Annotated in this window: 26 protein-coding genes and 1 tRNA gene; 11 read left to right on the top strand and 16 right to left on the bottom strand. The window is 58.6% G+C overall.

Annotation, left to right across the window (positions count from 1 at the left end; translation table 11 throughout):
- Window positions 1-9: 9 nt before the first annotated feature.
- The 3 genes from ACO07T_RS15725 to ACO07T_RS15715 are packed head-to-tail and all read right to left on the bottom strand — an operon-like array spanning window position 10 to window position 1,776.
- Window positions 10-444, bottom strand: a complete 435-nt coding sequence (locus ACO07T_RS15725; protein WP_209063107.1) for a DUF6691 family protein — start codon at window positions 442-444, stop codon at window positions 10-12.
- Window positions 444-881 (bottom strand): YeeE/YedE family protein, encoded by a 438-nt coding sequence (locus tag ACO07T_RS15720; protein WP_422050178.1) that lies wholly within the window; start codon window positions 879-881, stop codon window positions 444-446. Before ACO07T_RS15720 ends, ACO07T_RS15725 begins: the two co-directional genes overlap by 1 nt.
- Window positions 882-912: 31 nt before the next feature.
- Window positions 913-1,776 carry an MBL fold metallo-hydrolase gene (locus ACO07T_RS15715; RefSeq protein ID WP_422050177.1) on the bottom strand — a complete coding sequence of 288 codons (864 nt, stop codon included), beginning with the start codon at window positions 1,774-1,776 and terminating at the stop codon, window positions 913-915.
- Window positions 1,777-1,953: 177 nt separating this feature from the next.
- Between ACO07T_RS15715 and ACO07T_RS15710 the strand changes: the two genes are divergently transcribed.
- A complete protein-coding gene (locus ACO07T_RS15710; protein WP_422050176.1) occupies window positions 1,954-4,020 on the top strand; it encodes an enoyl-CoA hydratase-related protein in 2,067 nt (688 codons plus the stop codon).
- A gap of 24 nt (window positions 4,021-4,044) precedes the next feature.
- Here ACO07T_RS15710 and ACO07T_RS15705 read toward each other — a convergent pair whose 3' ends face one another.
- Window positions 4,045-4,260: a hypothetical protein gene (locus ACO07T_RS15705; protein WP_422050175.1), complete on the bottom strand. Its 216-nt coding sequence runs from the start codon at window positions 4,258-4,260 to the stop codon at window positions 4,045-4,047.
- 282 nt (window positions 4,261-4,542) lie between these two features.
- Here ACO07T_RS15705 and ACO07T_RS15700 point away from each other — a divergent pair, with 282 nt between their 5' ends.
- On the top strand, window positions 4,543-4,806 hold the full coding sequence (locus tag ACO07T_RS15700) for a DUF2312 domain-containing protein (RefSeq protein ID WP_209063099.1): 264 nt from the start codon (window positions 4,543-4,545) through the stop codon (window positions 4,804-4,806).
- Between the two features lie 78 nt (window positions 4,807-4,884).
- On the opposite strand, the gene ACO07T_RS15695 is transcribed toward ACO07T_RS15700, so the two are convergent.
- Window positions 4,885-5,760, bottom strand: coding sequence for a hypothetical protein (locus ACO07T_RS15695; RefSeq protein ID WP_422050174.1), 876 nt, complete (start codon window positions 5,758-5,760; stop codon window positions 4,885-4,887).
- 183 nt (window positions 5,761-5,943) lie between these two features.
- Between ACO07T_RS15695 and ACO07T_RS15690 the strand changes: the two genes are divergently transcribed.
- A complete protein-coding gene (locus tag ACO07T_RS15690) occupies window positions 5,944-7,554 on the top strand; it encodes an ABC transporter permease (RefSeq protein WP_422050516.1) in 1,611 nt (536 codons plus the stop codon).
- 48 nt (window positions 7,555-7,602) lie between these two features.
- A tRNA-Thr gene (locus tag ACO07T_RS15685) sits at window positions 7,603-7,678 on the top strand.
- Window positions 7,679-7,999: 321 nt separating this feature from the next.
- Here ACO07T_RS15685 and ACO07T_RS15680 read toward each other — a convergent pair.
- The 11 genes from ACO07T_RS15680 to ACO07T_RS15630 form a co-directional block, all read right to left on the bottom strand.
- Window positions 8,000-9,163 carry a tyrosine-type recombinase/integrase gene (locus tag ACO07T_RS15680; RefSeq protein ID WP_422050173.1) on the bottom strand — a complete coding sequence of 388 codons (1,164 nt, stop codon included), beginning with the start codon at window positions 9,161-9,163 and terminating at the stop codon, window positions 8,000-8,002.
- A 12-nt stretch (window positions 9,164-9,175) separates the two neighbouring features.
- Entirely contained in the window at window positions 9,176-9,412 is a 237-nt protein-coding gene (locus tag ACO07T_RS15675) for a hypothetical protein (RefSeq protein WP_422050172.1), read from the bottom strand.
- Window positions 9,409-9,678, bottom strand: a complete 270-nt coding sequence (locus ACO07T_RS15670; protein WP_422050171.1) for a hypothetical protein — start codon at window positions 9,676-9,678, stop codon at window positions 9,409-9,411. Before ACO07T_RS15670 ends, ACO07T_RS15675 begins: the two co-directional genes overlap by 4 nt.
- Window positions 9,662-10,252: a hypothetical protein gene (locus ACO07T_RS15665; protein WP_422050170.1), complete on the bottom strand. Its 591-nt coding sequence runs from the start codon at window positions 10,250-10,252 to the stop codon at window positions 9,662-9,664. Before ACO07T_RS15665 ends, ACO07T_RS15670 begins: the two co-directional genes overlap by 17 nt.
- Window positions 10,249-10,425 (bottom strand): hypothetical protein, encoded by a 177-nt coding sequence (locus ACO07T_RS15660; RefSeq protein WP_422050169.1) that lies wholly within the window; start codon window positions 10,423-10,425, stop codon window positions 10,249-10,251. The genes ACO07T_RS15665 and ACO07T_RS15660 overlap by 4 nt, the downstream gene beginning before the upstream one ends.
- The gene (locus ACO07T_RS15655) at window positions 10,422-10,799 is read right to left on the bottom strand and encodes a VVA0879 family protein (protein ID WP_422050168.1); all 378 of its coding nucleotides are present in this window, start codon (window positions 10,797-10,799) and stop codon (window positions 10,422-10,424) included. The genes ACO07T_RS15660 and ACO07T_RS15655 overlap by 4 nt, the downstream gene beginning before the upstream one ends.
- A gap of 217 nt (window positions 10,800-11,016) precedes the next feature.
- Window positions 11,017-11,184, bottom strand: a complete 168-nt coding sequence (locus ACO07T_RS15650) for a hypothetical protein (RefSeq protein ID WP_422050167.1) — start codon at window positions 11,182-11,184, stop codon at window positions 11,017-11,019.
- Window positions 11,185-11,338: 154 nt separating this feature from the next.
- Window positions 11,339-11,854: a 3'-5' exonuclease gene (locus ACO07T_RS15645; RefSeq protein ID WP_422050166.1), complete on the bottom strand. Its 516-nt coding sequence runs from the start codon at window positions 11,852-11,854 to the stop codon at window positions 11,339-11,341.
- A gap of 21 nt (window positions 11,855-11,875) precedes the next feature.
- Window positions 11,876-12,106 carry a hypothetical protein gene (locus ACO07T_RS15640; protein WP_422050165.1) on the bottom strand — a complete coding sequence of 77 codons (231 nt, stop codon included), beginning with the start codon at window positions 12,104-12,106 and terminating at the stop codon, window positions 11,876-11,878.
- The gene (locus ACO07T_RS15635) at window positions 12,103-12,366 is read right to left on the bottom strand and encodes a hypothetical protein (protein WP_422050164.1); all 264 of its coding nucleotides are present in this window, start codon (window positions 12,364-12,366) and stop codon (window positions 12,103-12,105) included. The genes ACO07T_RS15640 and ACO07T_RS15635 overlap by 4 nt, the downstream gene beginning before the upstream one ends.
- A 773-nt stretch (window positions 12,367-13,139) precedes the next feature.
- Entirely contained in the window at window positions 13,140-13,409 is a 270-nt protein-coding gene (locus tag ACO07T_RS15630) for a helix-turn-helix transcriptional regulator (RefSeq protein WP_422050163.1), read from the bottom strand.
- Window positions 13,410-13,444: 35 nt separating this feature from the next.
- Between ACO07T_RS15630 and ACO07T_RS15625 the strand changes: the two genes are divergently transcribed.
- The 7 genes from ACO07T_RS15625 (at window position 13,445) to ACO07T_RS15595 (ending at window position 17,488) form a co-directional block, all read left to right on the top strand.
- Window positions 13,445-13,750 carry a hypothetical protein gene (locus ACO07T_RS15625; protein ID WP_422050162.1) on the top strand — a complete coding sequence of 102 codons (306 nt, stop codon included), beginning with the start codon at window positions 13,445-13,447 and terminating at the stop codon, window positions 13,748-13,750.
- A 309-nt stretch (window positions 13,751-14,059) separates the two neighbouring features.
- Window positions 14,060-14,353, top strand: a complete 294-nt coding sequence (locus tag ACO07T_RS15620) for a hypothetical protein (protein WP_422050161.1) — start codon at window positions 14,060-14,062, stop codon at window positions 14,351-14,353.
- A complete protein-coding gene (locus ACO07T_RS15615) occupies window positions 14,346-14,705 on the top strand; it encodes a hypothetical protein (protein WP_422050160.1) in 360 nt (119 codons plus the stop codon). Before ACO07T_RS15620 ends, ACO07T_RS15615 begins: the two co-directional genes overlap by 8 nt.
- Window positions 14,702-15,679 carry a hypothetical protein gene (locus tag ACO07T_RS15610; RefSeq protein WP_422050159.1) on the top strand — a complete coding sequence of 326 codons (978 nt, stop codon included), beginning with the start codon at window positions 14,702-14,704 and terminating at the stop codon, window positions 15,677-15,679. Before ACO07T_RS15615 ends, ACO07T_RS15610 begins: the two co-directional genes overlap by 4 nt.
- A complete protein-coding gene (locus ACO07T_RS15605) occupies window positions 15,676-15,834 on the top strand; it encodes a hypothetical protein (RefSeq protein ID WP_422050158.1) in 159 nt (52 codons plus the stop codon). The genes ACO07T_RS15610 and ACO07T_RS15605 overlap by 4 nt, the downstream gene beginning before the upstream one ends.
- Window positions 15,821-16,333 carry a Thoeris anti-defense Tad2 family protein gene (locus tag ACO07T_RS15600; protein ID WP_422050157.1) on the top strand — a complete coding sequence of 171 codons (513 nt, stop codon included), beginning with the start codon at window positions 15,821-15,823 and terminating at the stop codon, window positions 16,331-16,333. The genes ACO07T_RS15605 and ACO07T_RS15600 overlap by 14 nt, the downstream gene beginning before the upstream one ends.
- 3 nt (window positions 16,334-16,336) lie before the next feature.
- A complete protein-coding gene (locus ACO07T_RS15595) occupies window positions 16,337-17,488 on the top strand; it encodes a DUF7146 domain-containing protein (protein WP_422050156.1) in 1,152 nt (383 codons plus the stop codon).
- Window position 17,489 lies beyond the last annotated feature (1 nt).

Below are 17,489 nucleotides of genomic sequence, written 5' to 3'. Positions count from 1 at the left end.
GCGGATTGATTACTCGGCGGGAACCGCTCTGTCTAGCTGCGCGCGTGCAAATGGGGTGAGGATCATGCCGGCGAGCATCGCGGCAAAGAACACCCAATGCGGCCAGCCGCCATAGCTGAGTGAGGCGACCGCGGGGCCGGGGCAGAGGCCCGCCAATCCCCAGCCAACCCCAAAAAGCACAGATCCCACAACAAGATTGCGGCCAAGTTTCGGCTCTGGCGGTTTGGGGAAGGTGCCGCCAACCAGTGGCTTGCGCCCCTCAGCGATGCGCCAGGCGATCGCCATGGGGATGATCGCACCGCCCATCACAAATGCGAGTGTCGGGTCCCAAGCGCCAAAAACATCGAGCCAGCCCTGAACTTTGGCGGCGTCGGTCATGCCGGAGAGGAAGAGGCCCGTGCCAAAGAGGCCACCGGCGAGAAACGCGAGCAGGAAACGGGGCATCAGATCACTCCCAGAAGATGGCGGAAGAGCGCGACGGTCAGGCCGCCTGCGAGGATGTAGAAGACAGTGGCCACAATCCCGCGCAGCGACAGTCGGGAGATGCCGCAGACGCCATGGCCGGAGGTGCAGCCATTGGCCATACGTGTGCCGATGCCCACGCAAAGACCGGCGGCAACCAGCACCAGCAGATTCTGGGTCACATGGGTGTCGACCGGACCCGCCACAGGCAGCAACAAAAGCGGTAGGGCAAAGACCCCCAGCAGAAAGATCGCCCGCTCTGCCCAATTGCTGCGCCCAGAGCCGTCCACCAGCCCACCAAGGATGCCGCTTGCGCCCATGATGCGGCCGTTGCCAAGCAGAAAGACCGCACCACCGGTGCCGATCAACAGGCCGCCAGCCAGCCCCCAAAGCCATTCGGCGGGGATCGCATTCAACATGTGTTTTCCTTTTCTTACAGTGTCTTGAGGATCAAAGCTTATTTATGGGAACTTTGAGGTAGACATCGCCATCCTCATCCGGTTCCGGCATCTGACCCGCGCGCATGTTCACTTGCAGCGAGGGGATGATGAGTTTGGGCATCGAGAGCGTGGCGTCGCGGGCATCGCGCATGGCAACAAAGCTCGCCTGATCCGCTTCGGCCCCCACATGCACGTTGTTGGCTTTCTGTGCGGCGACCGTGGTTTCCCAGGCAAATTCATCGCGCCCCGGCGCTTTGTAGTCGTGGCCCACAAAGATGCGGGTGTCATCCGGCAGGGAGAGGATTTTCTGGATCGAGTGAAAAAGATCCTCAGAGGAGCCGCCGGGGAAGTCACAGCGGGCGGTGCCGAAATCCGGCATGAACAGCGTGTCGCCCACAAAGGCCGCATCGCCAATCACATAGGTCATGCAGGCCGGAGTGTGGCCCGGAGTGTGCAGAACATCACAGCGCATCTGGCCGATCATGAAGCTGTCGCCTTCAGAGAAGAGCTGGTCAAACTGCGAGCCGTCGCGCTGAAATTCGGTGCCTTCGTTGAAGATTTTCCCGAAGGTGTCCTGAATGAGCGTGATGTTTTTGCCGATGCCGATTTTGCCGCCAAGCTGTTCCTGAAGGTAGGGGGCGGCGGAGAGATGATCGGCGTGGACGTGGCTTTCCAAAATCCAGTCGACCTTCAGCGCGTTGGCTTTGATGTGCGCGACGATCGCATCTGCGGATTTTGTATCGGTCCGCCCGGCGGCGTGGTCAAAATCCAGCACGCTGTCGATGATGGCGCAGGCGCTGCCTTCCGGGTCTTTGACCACAAAGGAGACAGTGTTGGTCGCATCATCAAAGAAGGCGGTGACGTCTGGCTTCATTAGAATTCCTCCATAGGATGCACATATAACAAAAGTCGCATATGTTTCAAGGGTGGTGTGCAGGTCTATTTGCTGTCAAAAAATGCGCGGCGGCGATCTCAGGCTTGCGTGAGAGGGGCAGGCCGCTAAACTCTGAAAACACAAAGACTTGCACCATAAGATTGTCAGGGTTGAGGCATGACGCAGTTGCTAGACTATCGGATTGAGGGCGGGGTGGCGATCCTTTCCCTGTCAGAGCCGCCATTGGATGCGCGGGGCGCGCCTGTGCGCCAGGCGGTGCAGGAGGCTGTGGCGCGCGCGCTTGAGGATCAGATGGTTGGGGCCATCGCGCTGATCGGCGCGGCGGGCGATTTTGCCGGTGGCAGCGATTATGCGGAGATTGGCGCGCCCAAAAATCCGCTGCGGCTTAGCGATCTGTGCAACATGGTTGAGGCGGCGGGCAAACCTGTGGTGATCGGATTGAGCGGCGCAGTTGTGGGCAGCGGGTTGGAGTTTGCGCTGGCTTGTCATTACCGCGTCGCGCATCACACCGCGCAATTTGCCATGCCGGACGCGGCGCTTGGGGTGATCCCCGGCGCGGGGGCGACACAGCGCTTGCCGCGATTGATTGGCGCGGATGCCGCGCTGAAGCTGTTGCTGGCGGGGGCGGTGCTGCCTGCAAACGCACCGGAGCTGGAAGGCGCGGTGGATGAGGTGGCTGAGGGCGATATCGAGGAAGCCACGGTTCTTTTTGCGCTGACCTGCATTGCTCAGTTCAAGCCTGCGCGACCCACGCGGGAGGCCTTTGAGCAGATCAGCGATTTTGCCGGACATCAGAAATCAATTGAAAGCTGGCGCAAACGACTTGCCGCGCAGGGGCAGGATGCGGGGCACGCGATTGTGGAATGCGTGCGGGTTGCACCGCTGTTGCCGTTTGATGTTGGCTTGGATTTTGAGCGTGACCGCTTTGAAGAGCTGCTGAACGGCAAGCAGCGCGCAGCCTTGCAGCATGTGGCGCTGGCGGAGCGCCGAGAGGTGCGCTTGTCAGAGCTGCTGGAGGAAGCGCCTCGGGAGATCAAGACGCTTGGTGTGATTGTCGGGCGTGACCGGTTGGGCGCGGAGCTGGCGCTGGCGGGGCTGCGCTCCGGCTTTGAGGTGGTGATGGTGGCGCAGGTGCCTGCCGCACTCGATCTGGCGCAAAAGCGCCTTGAGGCGGTGCTGCACCGGCAGACGGAGCGCGGGCAGGTCTCAGGCGCGCAGGCAGATGCGATGCGGGCAGCGCTGTCGACGCCCCAAGATCTGGTGGCGCTGAGCGCGGCGGATATGGTGATCGAAGCGGTGGGGCTGGGGCAGGAAGTGTCCCGTCAGTTGGTGACCCAGCTCGATGGTATTGTGGATGAAGGTGCGCTCATTGTGGTGCATGATCCCGCTGCACCGCTGGAGACATTGGCGAGTGCGACGGAGAATCCGGAAGATCTTTTAAGCCTTTACGTGCCGAACCTCTACCTGCGCACTGCCGGTGTGGAGATCGGAGCCGGGGCGCAGACCGGCGGCGCTGCGATGGCCACCTGTTTTGATGCGCTGAGCAAGATGGGCTTTTTCCCGGTGACGGCCAAGGCGCAGGCCGGACTTGTCGGTCAGACCCTGATGGGGGCCTGTATTCGCGCGGCAGAGGAGCTTTTGCGCCTTGGGGCCGACCCTTATGAGGTCGACCGGGTGATGCTGGGCTGGGGCATGGCGCGCGGGCCGTTTCAGGTGGCGGATGCTTTGGGGCTGAATGCGCCGGGGTTGCGCATTGCGGGGGCCAGTCTGTCAGCGTCGCTTTATGGCAATGGGCGCGAAGGGCGCGATATGCGCAAAGGGTGGTATCTCTATTCGATGGAGCACCCGCTGGGAGAGGCCGATGAGGCTGCCCGCGATCTGTTGGCGGTGGCACTGGCCGAAGACACGCGGCCCTTGCCCAAGACCAGCACCAAAGAGGCGGAGATCACACGCAGTTGCCTTGCGGCCATGGCCAATGCCGGCGCCAAGCTTTTGCGGCAGGGCGTTGTGAAAACGCCTGCGGAGATTGACGTGGCCATGATCCATGGCTTCGGTTTTCCGCGCTGGCGCGGTGGGCCGATGATGGCGAGCGATCAATTGGGGCTGATCCCGCTGCGCACGCAGCTGCGGGTTCTGGCAGAAGGGGATGCCGAATATTGGCAGCCTGAGCCACTATTTGATGAGCTGATCAAAGAGGCGCAGGGATTTGACTCGCTAAATTGAGCGCGATGGCGCCGGGGGCGGCGGTCAGGAGAAGGAAATTCCGACCATCACCACCATGAGCCCGATCACGGAGAGAAACAGCGCGCCCATGTTGAGGGGAACAACCTTCTGAACTGCGGCGCGCAGCTCTTCGTCAGAGAGGCCCGCGCGTTTGGCCTTGGCGACTTTCAAGATGGAGAGCATGAGGCCCAGCAGACCAATCAGCGACAAGAGGGCGCCGCCCCAGATCATCCATTGCATGTGGTGTTCCTTCAATTGCGAGGCCGGGCCTTTGGGGCCGCGTTAGCCGTGAAAAGCGCCTAGCGGATTGTGGGGCAGGGATCAAGCATGGGCGCGCCTTGTGCGACAAACCGGGGCAGAGGTCGCATGTTGCGAGAGAATTGGCCGATGCGCGCGGAGTGCCCCTTGCATGGCGGCGCGCTTTGCGGTCTATACGAGCCTTATTAATTGGCGTCTGAGCAGGCGTCGTGGGTGTTGCGGGAGGTCCCGAACACGCGCATCAGGCAAGACAAGAGGTCACTTATGAGCGAAGGCACATCGTCAGACTCCCAATACAGCGTCACCGGTCAGGAGCTGAAGCAATTCATCGAGCGCGTGGAGCGTTTGGAAGAAGAAAAAAAAGAAGTGTCTGAGCAGATCAAAGAGGTCTTTGCTGAGATGAAGGGCCGTGGATTTGATGTGAAGGCGATCCGCACTATACTGCGCGAGCGCAAGCAGGATCCAAACGACATTGCCGAGCAAGAGGCGGTGATCGACATGTACAAAGCGGCGCTTGGCATGGGATAACCTGCGCTGCCGCAGAGTTTACATGGATTGGAACGGCTCCTTTTGGGGGCCGTTTTGTTTTTGCGCGCGTGGATTGGCTTACGGGTGGATCAGGGTCACGCCGGGGATGCGCTCGATGCGGAAGACATCTTCGTCATAGGCGTCTGACATGGCGTCCACCATCGCCTCGGTCCAACCGGGCAGGTCGAGCTCTTCCTCGATCTCATCCTCCAGCGCAAACTTATCCAGAAACGCCGCATAGACCCTGCGTTTCTGAATCTCGGTGAGGCCGGGGTGCTCTTCAAGGAAGGTGTTGAGGCGTGCCATGCCTTCTTCGCTCATGATATTTTGCAAAAGCGACGTGCCGCCTTCAATCGGCGTGTTGGGATCAAGCCCGGCCATTTCGCGCAAAATCTCTTCCCAGATCAGCGGGGTGTCTTCGTTGCACCAGATGGTGACCGGCATATGCGGCACGGCCTCGCGCACATTGAGGATCAGATCTGACCAGCGCAGCTGAAGCGGGTCACAATTGTCGGTGACTTCCTCGATGCTGTGCTTGGGCGAGGCTTTGACCAGCGCGGGCACAAAGGTGGCCGGATTGCGAATGGAGATGAAGATCTCGATGTCTTCGCCGTAAAACAGCGAAGACATCGTGCGCAGCCGTTCCGGCGCTGCGGGAAACAGCATGTTGTTGCGGATGGCGCGGCGGGGCACGCCAAAGAAATTGTCGTTGGACAGGATCAGCCGGTCAGGCTTTGTGTCACCAATCATACCGGACATGACCGCGCCTTTGAAATCCGTTGCCATCACGGATTTGCGCATCTCCCCCAGCGTGTCGCGGATCTGGCGACGATAGGTGCTGGGCGGCGGCAAAGCGATGCCGTGATCGGCCAGCAGCGCCTTGTTCTGGTTCAGGCTGCCTAGGAGTTTGCCTTCGTCTGTGTAGTGCGCGCCCGCATGTAGGACAATCTGCATGTTCTTTTTCGTTTTTGGATTGTGCTTGGCACAAGTATAGCTTCGTTTCTGGACAGTGAAACCAGATTCAGGCAACAGAAGGGCGCGAAAAAGGAATACACCGTGAAAACTCCCGCTCCCTCGACCTCTTCCGGCGCTGATCCGGCCCTCGCAGCCTCCGGCGGCAAGCCCAAGCGCCTGCCCATGGTGGACCCGTGGTCGGCAGGGGCATTTGTGATTGCCGCTGTTGTGCTGGCGCCGATCCTGGCGGTGGTTTGGATTGCCTTTCATCCAGTGGAAAACATCTGGCCGCATCTGCTGTCCACCACCTTGCCCCGCTATATGCGCAACACTTTGGTGCTGATGGTGTCGGTCGGGGCGCTGGCCGCCACCATGGGGGCAACGACCGCCTGGCTCGTGACACGTTACCGCTTTGCCGGGGTGCGCTGGATCCAATGGGCGCTGTTGCTGCCATTGTCGATACCGGCCTATGTGGGCGCCTATGCGCTGGTGGATTTTCTTGAATATGCTGGCCCGGTGCAAACCGGCCTGCGCTCCTTGTTTGGGTGGCAGACCAGCCGGGACTACTGGTTCCCGGAAATCCGCTCCATGGGGGCGGCGATCCTTGTGTTGTCTGCCGCGCTGTTTCCCTATGTCTATATTCTGGCGCGGGCCGCGTTTCGTGAGCAATCCGGAGCAGGCGAAGAGGTGGCGAGATCGCTTGGGGCAGGGGCTTTTGCCCGGTTCTGGCGCATTGGCCTGCCATTGGCGCGCCCTGCTATCGCCGCCGGCACCGCCATCGTGATGATGGAAACGGTCAATGATTTTGGCACGGTTGACTACTTTGCGGTGCAGACCCTCACCACAGGGATTTTCAGCGTCTGGCTGGAAAGCAACAACGCAGGTGGCGCAGCGCAGCTCTCCAGCGTGGTGCTGATGCTGGTGATTGTGCTGGTCACTATGGAGAAAATCAGCCGCCGCAAGGTGCAGTTCTTCAGCCTCAGCACCCGGCACCGCGCGCCAGAACGCGCCCAACTGACCGGAGCGGCCAGCGCCTTGGCCTGCCTGTTCTGTCTGTTGCCGTTTGCCATTGGTTTTGTTCTGCCTTTTGCGGTGATCACCCATCAGGCGATCGGCAATCTGGATCGCTGGCAGGATCCCGCGCTTTTGACCGCGCTCTACAACACGCTGCGGGTAGGCGGCATTGCGGCCTTTGTCACGGTGATCGCAGGAGTGTTCATGGTTTATGGCGTGCGCCTCTCTGGTCGCAGCCTGCCACGTCTGCTGCTGCCAATCACCACCATCGGCTATGCCGCCCCGGGCGCCGTGCTTGGCGTGGGGATCCTGATCCCGCTGGCCACCATCGACCACTCTCTGGCCGATTTGGTGGAAGCGGTCACAGGCGGCTCCTCAGGGCTGCTTTTGACCGGCACATCCTTTGCTTTGATTCTGGCCTATTGCGTGCGCTTCTTTGCGATTGCGCAGGGGGCTGCAGATGGCGCGATGGGGCGAGTCGCCCCAAGCCTGCCCATGGCGGCACGCTCCTTGGGCCGCAGCCGCGTTCAGGTGCTCTGGGAGGTGTATCTGCCGCTGGTGCGCGCCTCCATCGGCTCCGCACTACTGCTGGTGTTTGTGGACTGTGTGAAAGAGCTTCCGGCGACGATGCTGCTGCGGCCCTTCAACTTTGATACCTTGGCCACAAGGGTGCATGAGCAGGCCAGTCTGGAGAACCTGGGTGACGCCAGCCCGGGGGCGATTTTGATCGTTTTGGTGGGGCTTGTGGCGGTTGGTTTGCTGGCCCGCGCAAATCGCTGAAAAAACCTCTTGCAGCTCCCGCGCCAAACCCTTAGAGGAAGCGTCAGTGCCCCTATAGCTCAGCTGGTAGAGCAACTGATTTGTAATCAGTAGGTCCGCGGTTCGAGTCCGTGTGGGGGCACCACTAAATCCCTGATTTTGTTATATTTTCCATTTCTTCGGATTGCGTCCGTCCGAACGTCCGAAACCGTCCGACTCGGACGCTATCTGGAGCGCATAGGATCTTGCCGGCAGGGATCACACATCCGGTGCCCTGCGTGAGTGCTCAGAAACTTTCTTTGACAGCATATGCAGTGGCGGGTTTTGGCCTTCAGGGCCGCTTCTGCGCGGTCTGCGGCGGCCTCTGCCCGCTCGATGCAGGTGTAGTCGCGGCTGACCTGTTCATTGCCTCTGTACGCCGCCCAGGACTTCCCTGAGCCGCGCACGCTGATCTGGTCGCGGACCATTAGGCTTTCTTCGCTGGACGTTGGATCGCGTTGATGGCGCGGATCGTGGTTTCAGCGTTGGGCGGCATGTAGGTTTCGCCCAGCTGTGGGTTCTTGCCAGCAGAGTTGCCCAGGACATCGCCGAGGTCATCGCGCTGCGTGCCAGAATGGCGAGACAGGGTGGCAAAGGTTCTGCGCAGATCCCGAAACTGCAGCGCATTGCCTTTCATCAGGATGCTAGGCACTTCCTTGGCGGCGCGTTCCCGGACCGCTTCCCAACGGTTGGCAAATGTGTTCACCGTAAACGGTTTGCCGGTTTTTTCATCGTGCAGTAGATAGGTTTGGCCTTGGGCTGCCTTTTGAAGCTGCGTCTCTACGGCGTCGATCGAATATTCGTGCAGAGGCAGCGCGGCATAGTTCTTTCGCTTGCTTCGAATGGTTTCCCAGGCCAAAATCTCTCCGCCTGAGTGCAGTTTCATCATGCGGATTTCCGAAATTTTCGCCTTGCGCATCTCACTTGGTCTTTGCCCCTGAAATAGCGCGAGCGTAATTGCGCAGTGCATCGCCATCATGCCGAGATCTTTAGCGCTTTTGAGGAGCGCATCGATTTCGTCCCAATTTGCAACGCGGCTCCGTGGTTTCGGAACTTCCATGCCCAGGCGAAAGCATGGGTTTGAGTTTTCCGGCCGCCATCCAAGGCGGTTCTCTGCATAGGTGAACAATGTCGAAAACGCATGGATGATGTTATAGGCGTAGGTCGGGCCGTGATGCTCATAGAGCGTTTCGTACCAGGTTGAGATGATCGGTTTGGTGAACTCGATCACCAGGTTGTCGCCCCACTTGTTTTCAATGAATTTGAAATCGGCGCGATAGTTGTCTTGGGATTTGGTTGCCAGCTTTTTAAACTTCGTGCTGCGCTTATACTCTTCGATCATCGCCACCACAGTGCGGGCGCGCGTGTGTTTGGCCTGTGGCTTTTCCCCGCGCTGAAGCGCCTCTGCGTCCCGGTTGAGCTCTTTGGCGCGGTTCTTTGACCAGGTCAGTTTATTGGCGTCGAGATCTTCCGCCACCAACCCAAGGGTGCGTTCGGTGGCATTGGGTTCCCACCAAATGCGCCAGCTGCCATCGCTGCGCTGGCGTTGGCGCAGGCCTTTGACTTTGTCGGGGATCGGTTTCTTGGGCATGGGGTGTCTCGGTTAGCGTTTCTTGTTGGCAAACATCATGATCCGCTCTTCGACGTGAGGGATCGTTCCTTCGTGCAGCATTGCGACTGCCTTTTTGGGGTCGCCGCCCGTAGAGGCGAGAAGGATTGTTGCGATCGTGTGATCTAGAGTGATCAGAACGCGCGACCGTTCTTTGATTGGGTCCCGGCCGTCGCAAATGTTGCGTGAAGCAGCCAAGGCCCGTTGCACATCTTCGCTCGCTTTTGTCATGGTCGTGCTGCCTCCTGAAGCATGCGGCTGGTGCCGGTGGGTGAGGTGGTTTTTGGCGTGCCAAACGCCTGATCGGCGGCGGTGCCCTGGCGTTCCACCCATGCTTTCACCTCAGACCCGCGCCACTTCAGCGGGCGTTTGCAGGTGGGCATGGGCGTGGGAAACTCTTCCTCACGTTCCAGGCGCGCGCGGTTCATCAGAAAATGCGCACCGGAGTTGAAGCCGATCTCTTCGGCAACGGCGTTGGCATCAATGAAGATTGGCATTGGAGGCGCTCCTTTCACTGTTGAGGGCATCAAGCGTCTGGCGCAGCGGGATCCGCGCAGAGCGGGAGCGAATGCCAGCAAATGTGTTTTGACCAGGTGTTGCACCGGGCAGGGCCATGAAGGCCTTGCGCCAACCGTTCTTTGCCCAGGGCGTTTCTGCAAAGACCTGCGGCAGGAAGGGCACGGCATCACCGGCCACAGACAGGTGAATGACCTCTTCGACCATTGAGACGCGCAGGCCGGCGCGGGACAGGCCCAGCTGCAGCAGCTCCATCATCTCGGTGTTCTCGTGCTCATGTACCAGCTGGTGTTCCGCGTTCAGTACCCAGAAGCGCAGCGTCTGAGGGGTATCGCGGATCGGCAGGAATTTGGCATTCAGCAGATGATCGAGGGCGCGCAACCCATCCGGCGCCGAGGGGGCGAGCTGTGTCTCGCATACCCCAAGAATGCGAGTGCTCAGACCTGACCGCGTTGCACGCATGCCAACAGAGGCTTTGGCAGCGGCCTCTGAAGGGGCAACCACGTCAACCACTCGACGCCGGCGTTCCTCGATTTCTACACTGTAAAGTTTCATGATGGGCTCCCTGTGTGGCGGCGCTTTAAGCGCTCCATGGCTTCGTCAAATTCGGTTGGAACTTCAGCCGGTTTTTTGCGCGCCATGTCTGGCAGGCGGTTGATCAAGGCCCCGCAGAAGAGCAGGATCAGTAGGCCGCTGGCGATGATGAATGCGCCGAAAAGGATGGTCATGACGTAGCCAACGCTGCTTTGGATTGGTGGGCCAAATACTCGTCAGGTGTTGCTGGCTCAAAGTGGGGGTGCGTTTTGCCGTCAGTCGTTTTGACTTCGTAGCTATGGAGGGTCAGTAAGCCGCCAAGTGTCCAATTGCAGGGCAGACCATCAGGTTTGCTCCTTGGTCCTTCCGCCCCCGTCCAACGACCGATACAGGAGAAGCCGATATATTTTTTTACGTCCTCAAAGGTTTCTCCTGCGCCTGCGTTGATAAGGTCATGAGCGCTCTGGAGGGTGCCGCACATTGGGCACTTGAACACCAGGTGTTCGTTGCTGGCGGCATCTTGCATCTTAAGGTCGGCAAGAAATTGGTCGATTGTGACAGTTTTCATCTGCTGTGTTCCTTGTTGCAGTTGGGGCACGGGTAGCCGCGCTTTATTTCGCTGTCGGTCTTTTGAGTTTGGTCGAGCCAATCGCTGTACCAACCGCACCGACTGCAGAGATAGGTGACCCACTTTCCCGTCATGCCACCTGCGTCATGTACATGTGCCATCACACGTGGGGACTTGCGCTTTGGCGCTTCGAAGCCAGGTAGCTGGGGAAGCGACATTATCTGAGATCCAACAGCGCAGAAGTTGCCTCACCCGCGAAGATCTGGCCCGCATAGATCGCGATGCCGATCCAGGCGATGATCATCACGGTGATGACAAAGGCCGTGGCGGCGCGATCGAGCCAGTCCGGACGGGGGTAGGTGTCTGCGCTGTTTGTGTTACTCATGGTCCTCACCTGTGGATGTGGTCTGAAAAGAACGCCCGCATTGGGATGGGTGGTGATGACGTTTTTCTCCGTTGCTGGTCGATCGCCACCGATGCGGACGCTCGTTACAGAGCACTTGGATGGGCGCGGCCGGATGGGGCCGCGCAGGATGGTTTCAGCTTTGGCCATGGTTCCAGATCTCGATCAGGTGTTGCGCCTGGGACATTGCATCATCCAGCGCGTTGTGGTGTGTGCCCTTGCGGGTCAGCTTCACATGGGGGGATTGGCTCTTCATTGTGCGGTAGCAAAGATCGGCCCAGAACGGCCATGGCGGGTTCAGATCGTAGCGGCGATAGGCCTGCCCCAGGATCGCGTTGTCAAACATCGCGCCATTTCCCCAGATGCCGCTGGTGTCCACTTCCTGAAGCCAGTCACGAAAGTCTCTCAGCGCGTTGTGTTCGCTGTGCTCGGCAAGGATCGCCTCTTGGCGCACGGCATCGGACTTCTTCAGCCACCAAATGACGGTGTCTGCGCCGATGGTTCCACCGTTGTTGACCGATGATTGCAGTGTGATCCGGCGATAGAATGTGTCGTCTTTGATCCCATCGTGGTCAAAGCGGCAGGCTCCGATGGCGACGATCGCGGCGCTTGGGGCGGTGTCCATGGTTTCCAGGTCGATCATGACGTGCATGATGGATTGATCCTTTCTGCTTCAGGTGCGGCCGGCGTGAATGCGCGCGGCGTGTACCAGGTCGAGTGTGAAATTCGCGGAGTTCTGCATCTGCTTGCCAAGCGGCACCATGCAGTCACTGCCCGGGAGGGTTTTGGCGCTGATGCCGATCTGGGTTGCCCAAAGCTCCAGCGTATCAAGCGCAGCATCAAAACCCTGCGCCTGTTCTGGTGTCAGCTCCAGCGTGAGCCCAGGGGCAGACGCGGCGCTCATTGGCGGGGTGCGTTTGCGGTGGGCAGGAAGGTGACATTGGTGGTGTCATCCACAGCGCTGGCAATCAGATCCATGCGTTTCCGCCGCTCCAAAAGCTCTTTAAGCAGCTGTGGCATCGACATCATGAGCATGTGCGCCTCTGCTTCAGAGAGGGTTTGATTGTCTTGCAGCGCCTTGCTGGTGCTGATCATCGATTGCAGGGCATCGTTGCTGATGGGGCCGCTTGTGGCTTGGGGGATTTGACCGCTGTTCTCTGGCATTTTCGCTCCTCGATAAAAATAGGTTTGGCGCAAACTGCGATTGTTGGGGCTGATAAGTTGTGATCTGAAATTAATACTCAAAATGAGTATGTCAACATAAAAAATACCCATATTGAGTACTTTGGCAAAAAGTCGATATGATTGACCTATGATCGGACGTAAAGGTTGGCTGGGCTTAAAGTTTCATTAGTGCTCAGCTGGTTGAGTACCCGAGAGTAGATTTTTACTTAGGTTCTTTTGGCGTTTGCGGTCGTGTGTTCCCAGCGGGTCCCTTGGCGACGAATGTCATCAACATTTTCTCGATCGAATTTTTGAGACGTTGATGGCAAGGGGGCCCCACGGGGAGAACTGTTGGACGCCGCAATCAGGCTGCGAATCCTTCTGGAGCTGAAGGAGCGCTACGGTGACTTAAATAGGGCGCTTGTGCATGAGTATCTGCGTGTAAACGGTCCAACAAGTGTCAGTCAAATCGCACAAGATATTGGGCTGAACCGTTCGGTTGTGCGTCGGGCGCTACTAGACCTGTCGGAAAGCGACAGGTAAAAATCGTTAAATTTGCATAAGTTAAGGAAGCTGTCTTATAGTTGTGCCCAATTTGAATGGACTTAATAAAATGAGGCTGGAAATTTGGAAGGGACTACTGGGCGTGCGCCTGAGCCGAAAATGGATGCTGATGACGTGTCGGGAGATCTCAGGTTGAAGATGCTCAAAGAGGCAAGGGCAGCATCAGGAATGTCTCTGGATTTTTGGGTCGATCTCACCGACGGCCTGGATCAGAGGAGTTTAGAAATCCTTGTTGGGAGATCTTCAATTTTTCCAAAATACATAAATTCCAAAGGCAGCCCGTAGGTTTTTCTAAGCTTCTTTGCTGCGTCCAGACTTAGATCGCGCCTGGCGTTTTCGAACGCGCCGTAGGCTTGTTCTGAAATGCCAGCGCGTTCCGCAAAATCCTTTTTTGATAAATCAAGTATCTGACGCACCTTTTCGAGGCGCTGCGCCACTGCATCTATTTTGTCTTCTTGGTCCTGTAGCATAAGCCACATGATAAACTTGCCGCCTTTTTTCTGCACTGAACGGATTGAGTATTTACAAAGTACTCATATTGCGTATTTTCGCAGTTATGCAGGCAGATCACAAATACAAGTCGGTTGACGAATTTCTAGAGGTTGTAGGGCGAGTTAGCTTCGTCCGGGATACAGGTTTTCGCAATCAGCTGGTTCAGCGCGCCAAAGATGACGGCGTTTTTCCTGATGGCTGGTTTTGGAAGACCAAGGAGTTTTGTGATCGTCGCGGGCACGAAGTGCCGGAAAACTTGTTTCGTAGTCATCCAGATGCGCCACAGCCCAAAGCGGCAATGCGTGATGATGCGGAGCTAAACATATGAAATGCCGCGCCTTATCCCTTTTACCACTTCCTGTGGCGGGGCGCGTCTGGTCGCATTTGATTTCTGTCTCAGCAGTTGGTTTTGCCATGTTGGACCAGCTGTGCCGTGCATCTGCTCGTGCGGTGATCAATCAAATGCGGCCCACTTCGGGCGGTGGGCTGTTGCTGGCCACCGCCCGTTTTTTCTTTTCAGATCTGCGCTCGCTTCTTGGCGGCAGCGGCGCAGCGCGAGACGCCTTGGCGTGTGTTGTATGGAACTCCTCCCGGGTGCCGCACGCCGGGGCGTCTCGTCTTGTTTTGGGAGGGTGTCATGTCGCGTGATCCCCATGTGGCGGTCAAGTTTCGGGCGCTGGCCCAAGCGATGAACGCGCAGAACGGCGAGATCGACCAGGCGGAGCTGCAGCTGTTGGCGCGTGACGTCGAGGATCTGTTGCCAGAGGGCAGCCGCCTTGGCGCTGCTGTGACCGAGTTTTTGGAGCGCTGCCAGCTGTGGAAGCGTGACCCGATCAAGATGGCCAGCGCCGGCCGCGAGCTTCAGCACTACATCGAGGTGCACAACATGCCGGAACCCGCAAATTATGAGCGAGGCGACACCCATGGTTGATGCAAACAGCCCCATCGGCTTGCATGATCACCTGCTGTTCAACGCGATCAACCTGATGATGGTCGAGATGTTTGACGACCAAAGCTGGGAAGAACAGGCGTTTTTCATGATCGAGGAGGCGCTGGATGATGCCAGCGCCGACCACCCGCATGTGAAGCCGCTGATCGAGGCGGCCGGCAAGCTGCAGTATGCCCGCAATTTCCAAGGCAGCTCTGAGGAGCGCAGTGCAGAGCGCAGCCATGCCCGGTTTTATGCCTGCCGTGCCCTGACCGATTTCAGCAAGTGGCGCGCCGGCCTGGCGCAGGCGCAGATCCGCAGAAAGTTCGAAGTGATCCAGGGAGATGTGGGATGAATGAATTGAAGCCATTCAAGCAAAATCTGTCGGAACGACAGGAAACACTCAGCGTATTGGTTGAGGCCACGGGCGAGGTGGAGAACTGCTATTTTGAGCTGCGTGGCATTGGTTTCGAACCAGAGCTGACGCACGAACGCGTTCTTGGGGCAGATCACCTGGTGCTGCGCGTGGATTTGAGCAAGGTCGACGGGGGAGTGCCAGAGACCACCCCTGCAAAGCCAATTTACCGATCTGATGAGCCGCTGTACCCAGGGGCGTGGGAAGGTGTTGATCTCAAGAAAGATCTGTTCAAAGAGCTTACGCCACTAAAGCGGAAGATCATCGGGATCGATCTTGCTGAGGGCGAGAATGTAGTCGCAGACCCGGCTGAGATCCCCGCATTCTTGCAAACGCCGGAAGAGGCGGCACCCGCTTCAGAGCCAGAGCCAGAGCCAGAGCCAGAGCCAGAGCCAGAGCCAGAGCCAGAGGTCACGCCGCCCGCGCCCAAAGCAGCCAAATCGCCCAAACCAGCTGTCAAACCTGCTGCTAAACCGGTGGCAAAATCCGCGCCGGCGCAACCTCATCGGTGGACCGAAAGCGAGGAAGAGAAGCTGATTGAGATGGTGATTGAGGAGCGCACCCCTAAGGAAATCGCTGCCACTCTCAATCTGGATGTGAAAGCGATCCAGAACAAACGCACCCGCATGAAGGATCGGATCAAAGCGCGCCGTACAGAGCTGAAGAAAGCGCAGAAGGACCTGAAGATCCATCTGGAGCAGATCCCATTCGATGATGATTGGGACGTCACCAAATCGATCCGCTTTCTGGAACTGATCGTGCAAGGCGCTGGCTTTGCTGGGGCAGGCGCTGTTTTGCGGGTGGACAGGGCGACAGCCATGGCGCGCCTCAATGTGCTGTGCCCGCCAGGCCTTTACTGCACACAGCGAGAGGTTCTGGACGGTCTGAAAGAGCTTCGTGGGGTGCGTGAGTGATCGCCCCGGCGGCCAAGCTCGCGATCTACCGCCGCAATCTGGCGCGATATGAGGCCGCCGGCAAAGCGGAGCTGGTGCGGATCCAGACAGCACTGATTGCCCGCATCGAAAAAGACATCCAAACCGAGAGGGAGAAGACAGGTGGCAAACCTTAACTTTGGTCAAGCGCTTGAGGCGCTGAAAGAGGGCAAGCGTGTTGCGCGTGCCGGTTGGAACGGCAAGGGCATGTGGCTGGCACTTGTTGCACCAGAAAATTATCTGATCCAGCAGGCCCCTTATGGCGATGGCCAGGACAGCGCCGAAGGTGACATTTCAGGGCTGCTCCCTTGGGTTGGTATGCGCACTGTAGATGGCCGTTTTGTGCCTTGGCTGGCGTCCCAAAGCGACATCCTGGCTGGTGACTGGGAGGAGGTGGAGGCGCTGAAAGTCGACGCGCTGCACTGTGAAAAGGCGCGCCCGCATGTGTGTGAGGTGCTTTTTGAGCCGGGCGATGTGGTGCGCCTGAATTCTGGATCTCCATCGATGACTATTGAATGGGCAACGCCGGAGATGGTGGGTGTTGCCTATTTCAGCAAGCAAGGCGATTTGCTGCGCGACGAACTCGCGTCGAAGATGGTCCAGGCAAATCAGTCCTTTGATCAGTGCCCGTTCTAATCGATGACCACCACACGTGACATAGTGTCCATCGATGACATGAAGCTGATGTTGGCGGATCGCATCGACAGCGTGCTGGCGCGATATGCGCCGGCCGCGAAGGGCAGTCACACGACCTTTGGCAAGTATTTTACGCTGAACCCCGGGCGCGCGGATCGCCACGTGGGCAGTTTTTATGTCAACGTCACCGGCGCGAAGATCGGGCAGTGGTGTGACCATGCCGTTTCCAACACACCAGGGGAAGGGTATGGCGACATCATTGATTTGATCGCCCTGTCATTGGGGTGCTCAAACAAAGAAGCGATTTCAGAGGCGCGCGCCTTTCTTGGCCTGCGCACCGAAACACCTGCCGATCGCCGCCGGCGTGAAGAGGCGCTGAAGGCCGCCCGGAAGCGCCAGGAGCGCGCCAAGGCCGATGAGAAGGCCCACAAACAGAAGAAGGCGCGCCAGGCCCAGGCGATTTTCCTATCCGGTATCGAGCGGCTGCGCGACACGCCCGTGCATCTCTATCTGCGCGATCAGCGGGGCATTGATTTTGAGCGCCTCGGCCGGCAGCCTGGCGCGATCCGCTATGTGCAGGAATGTTACTATTACCATGAGTGTGACGAGACCGGCGAGGTCTTTGAGGGCAAGTGGCCGGCCATGGTGGCTCTGATCCAAGACGTGCAGGGCAAGCCGATTGCGGTGCACCGCACTTACCTGGCGCTGAATGACCAGGGCATTTGGGATAAGGCCCCGGTGCCCAAGGCAAAAAAGGTGCTGGGGCTCTATGGTGGCGGTGCGATCCACGTCTGGAAGGGCATCGGCCCACGTGGGGGCAAACCCGGCCCTCTGAAGGATTGCCCGCCTGACACCCATGTGATGATCGCGGAAGGCATCGAGGACTGTTTGAGTGCGGTCATGTTGGCCCCCGAAATGCGGGTTTTGGCGGCGATCAGCCTATCAAATTTCGGGGGCGTCAAGCTGCCGGCCAATGTCTCGTGTGTGACGATCGTGGCCGACAATGACGATGGGCCAGAGCAACAGGAAGCCCTGAAACGCGCGATCACCGCCCATCAGAAAGAGGGCCGTGAGGTGCGTTTGTTCAAGAACATCTGGGGCGGCAAGGATCTCAACGACGCGCTGAAGGGCGCGCAGAAAGCGGGGACGATATGAG

The sequence above is a fragment of the Shimia sp. genome (assembly GCF_965227725.1).
Lineage (GTDB): Bacteria > Pseudomonadota > Alphaproteobacteria > Rhodobacterales > Rhodobacteraceae > Shimia.
This window is presented reverse-complemented; position numbering and strand designations above follow the sequence as displayed.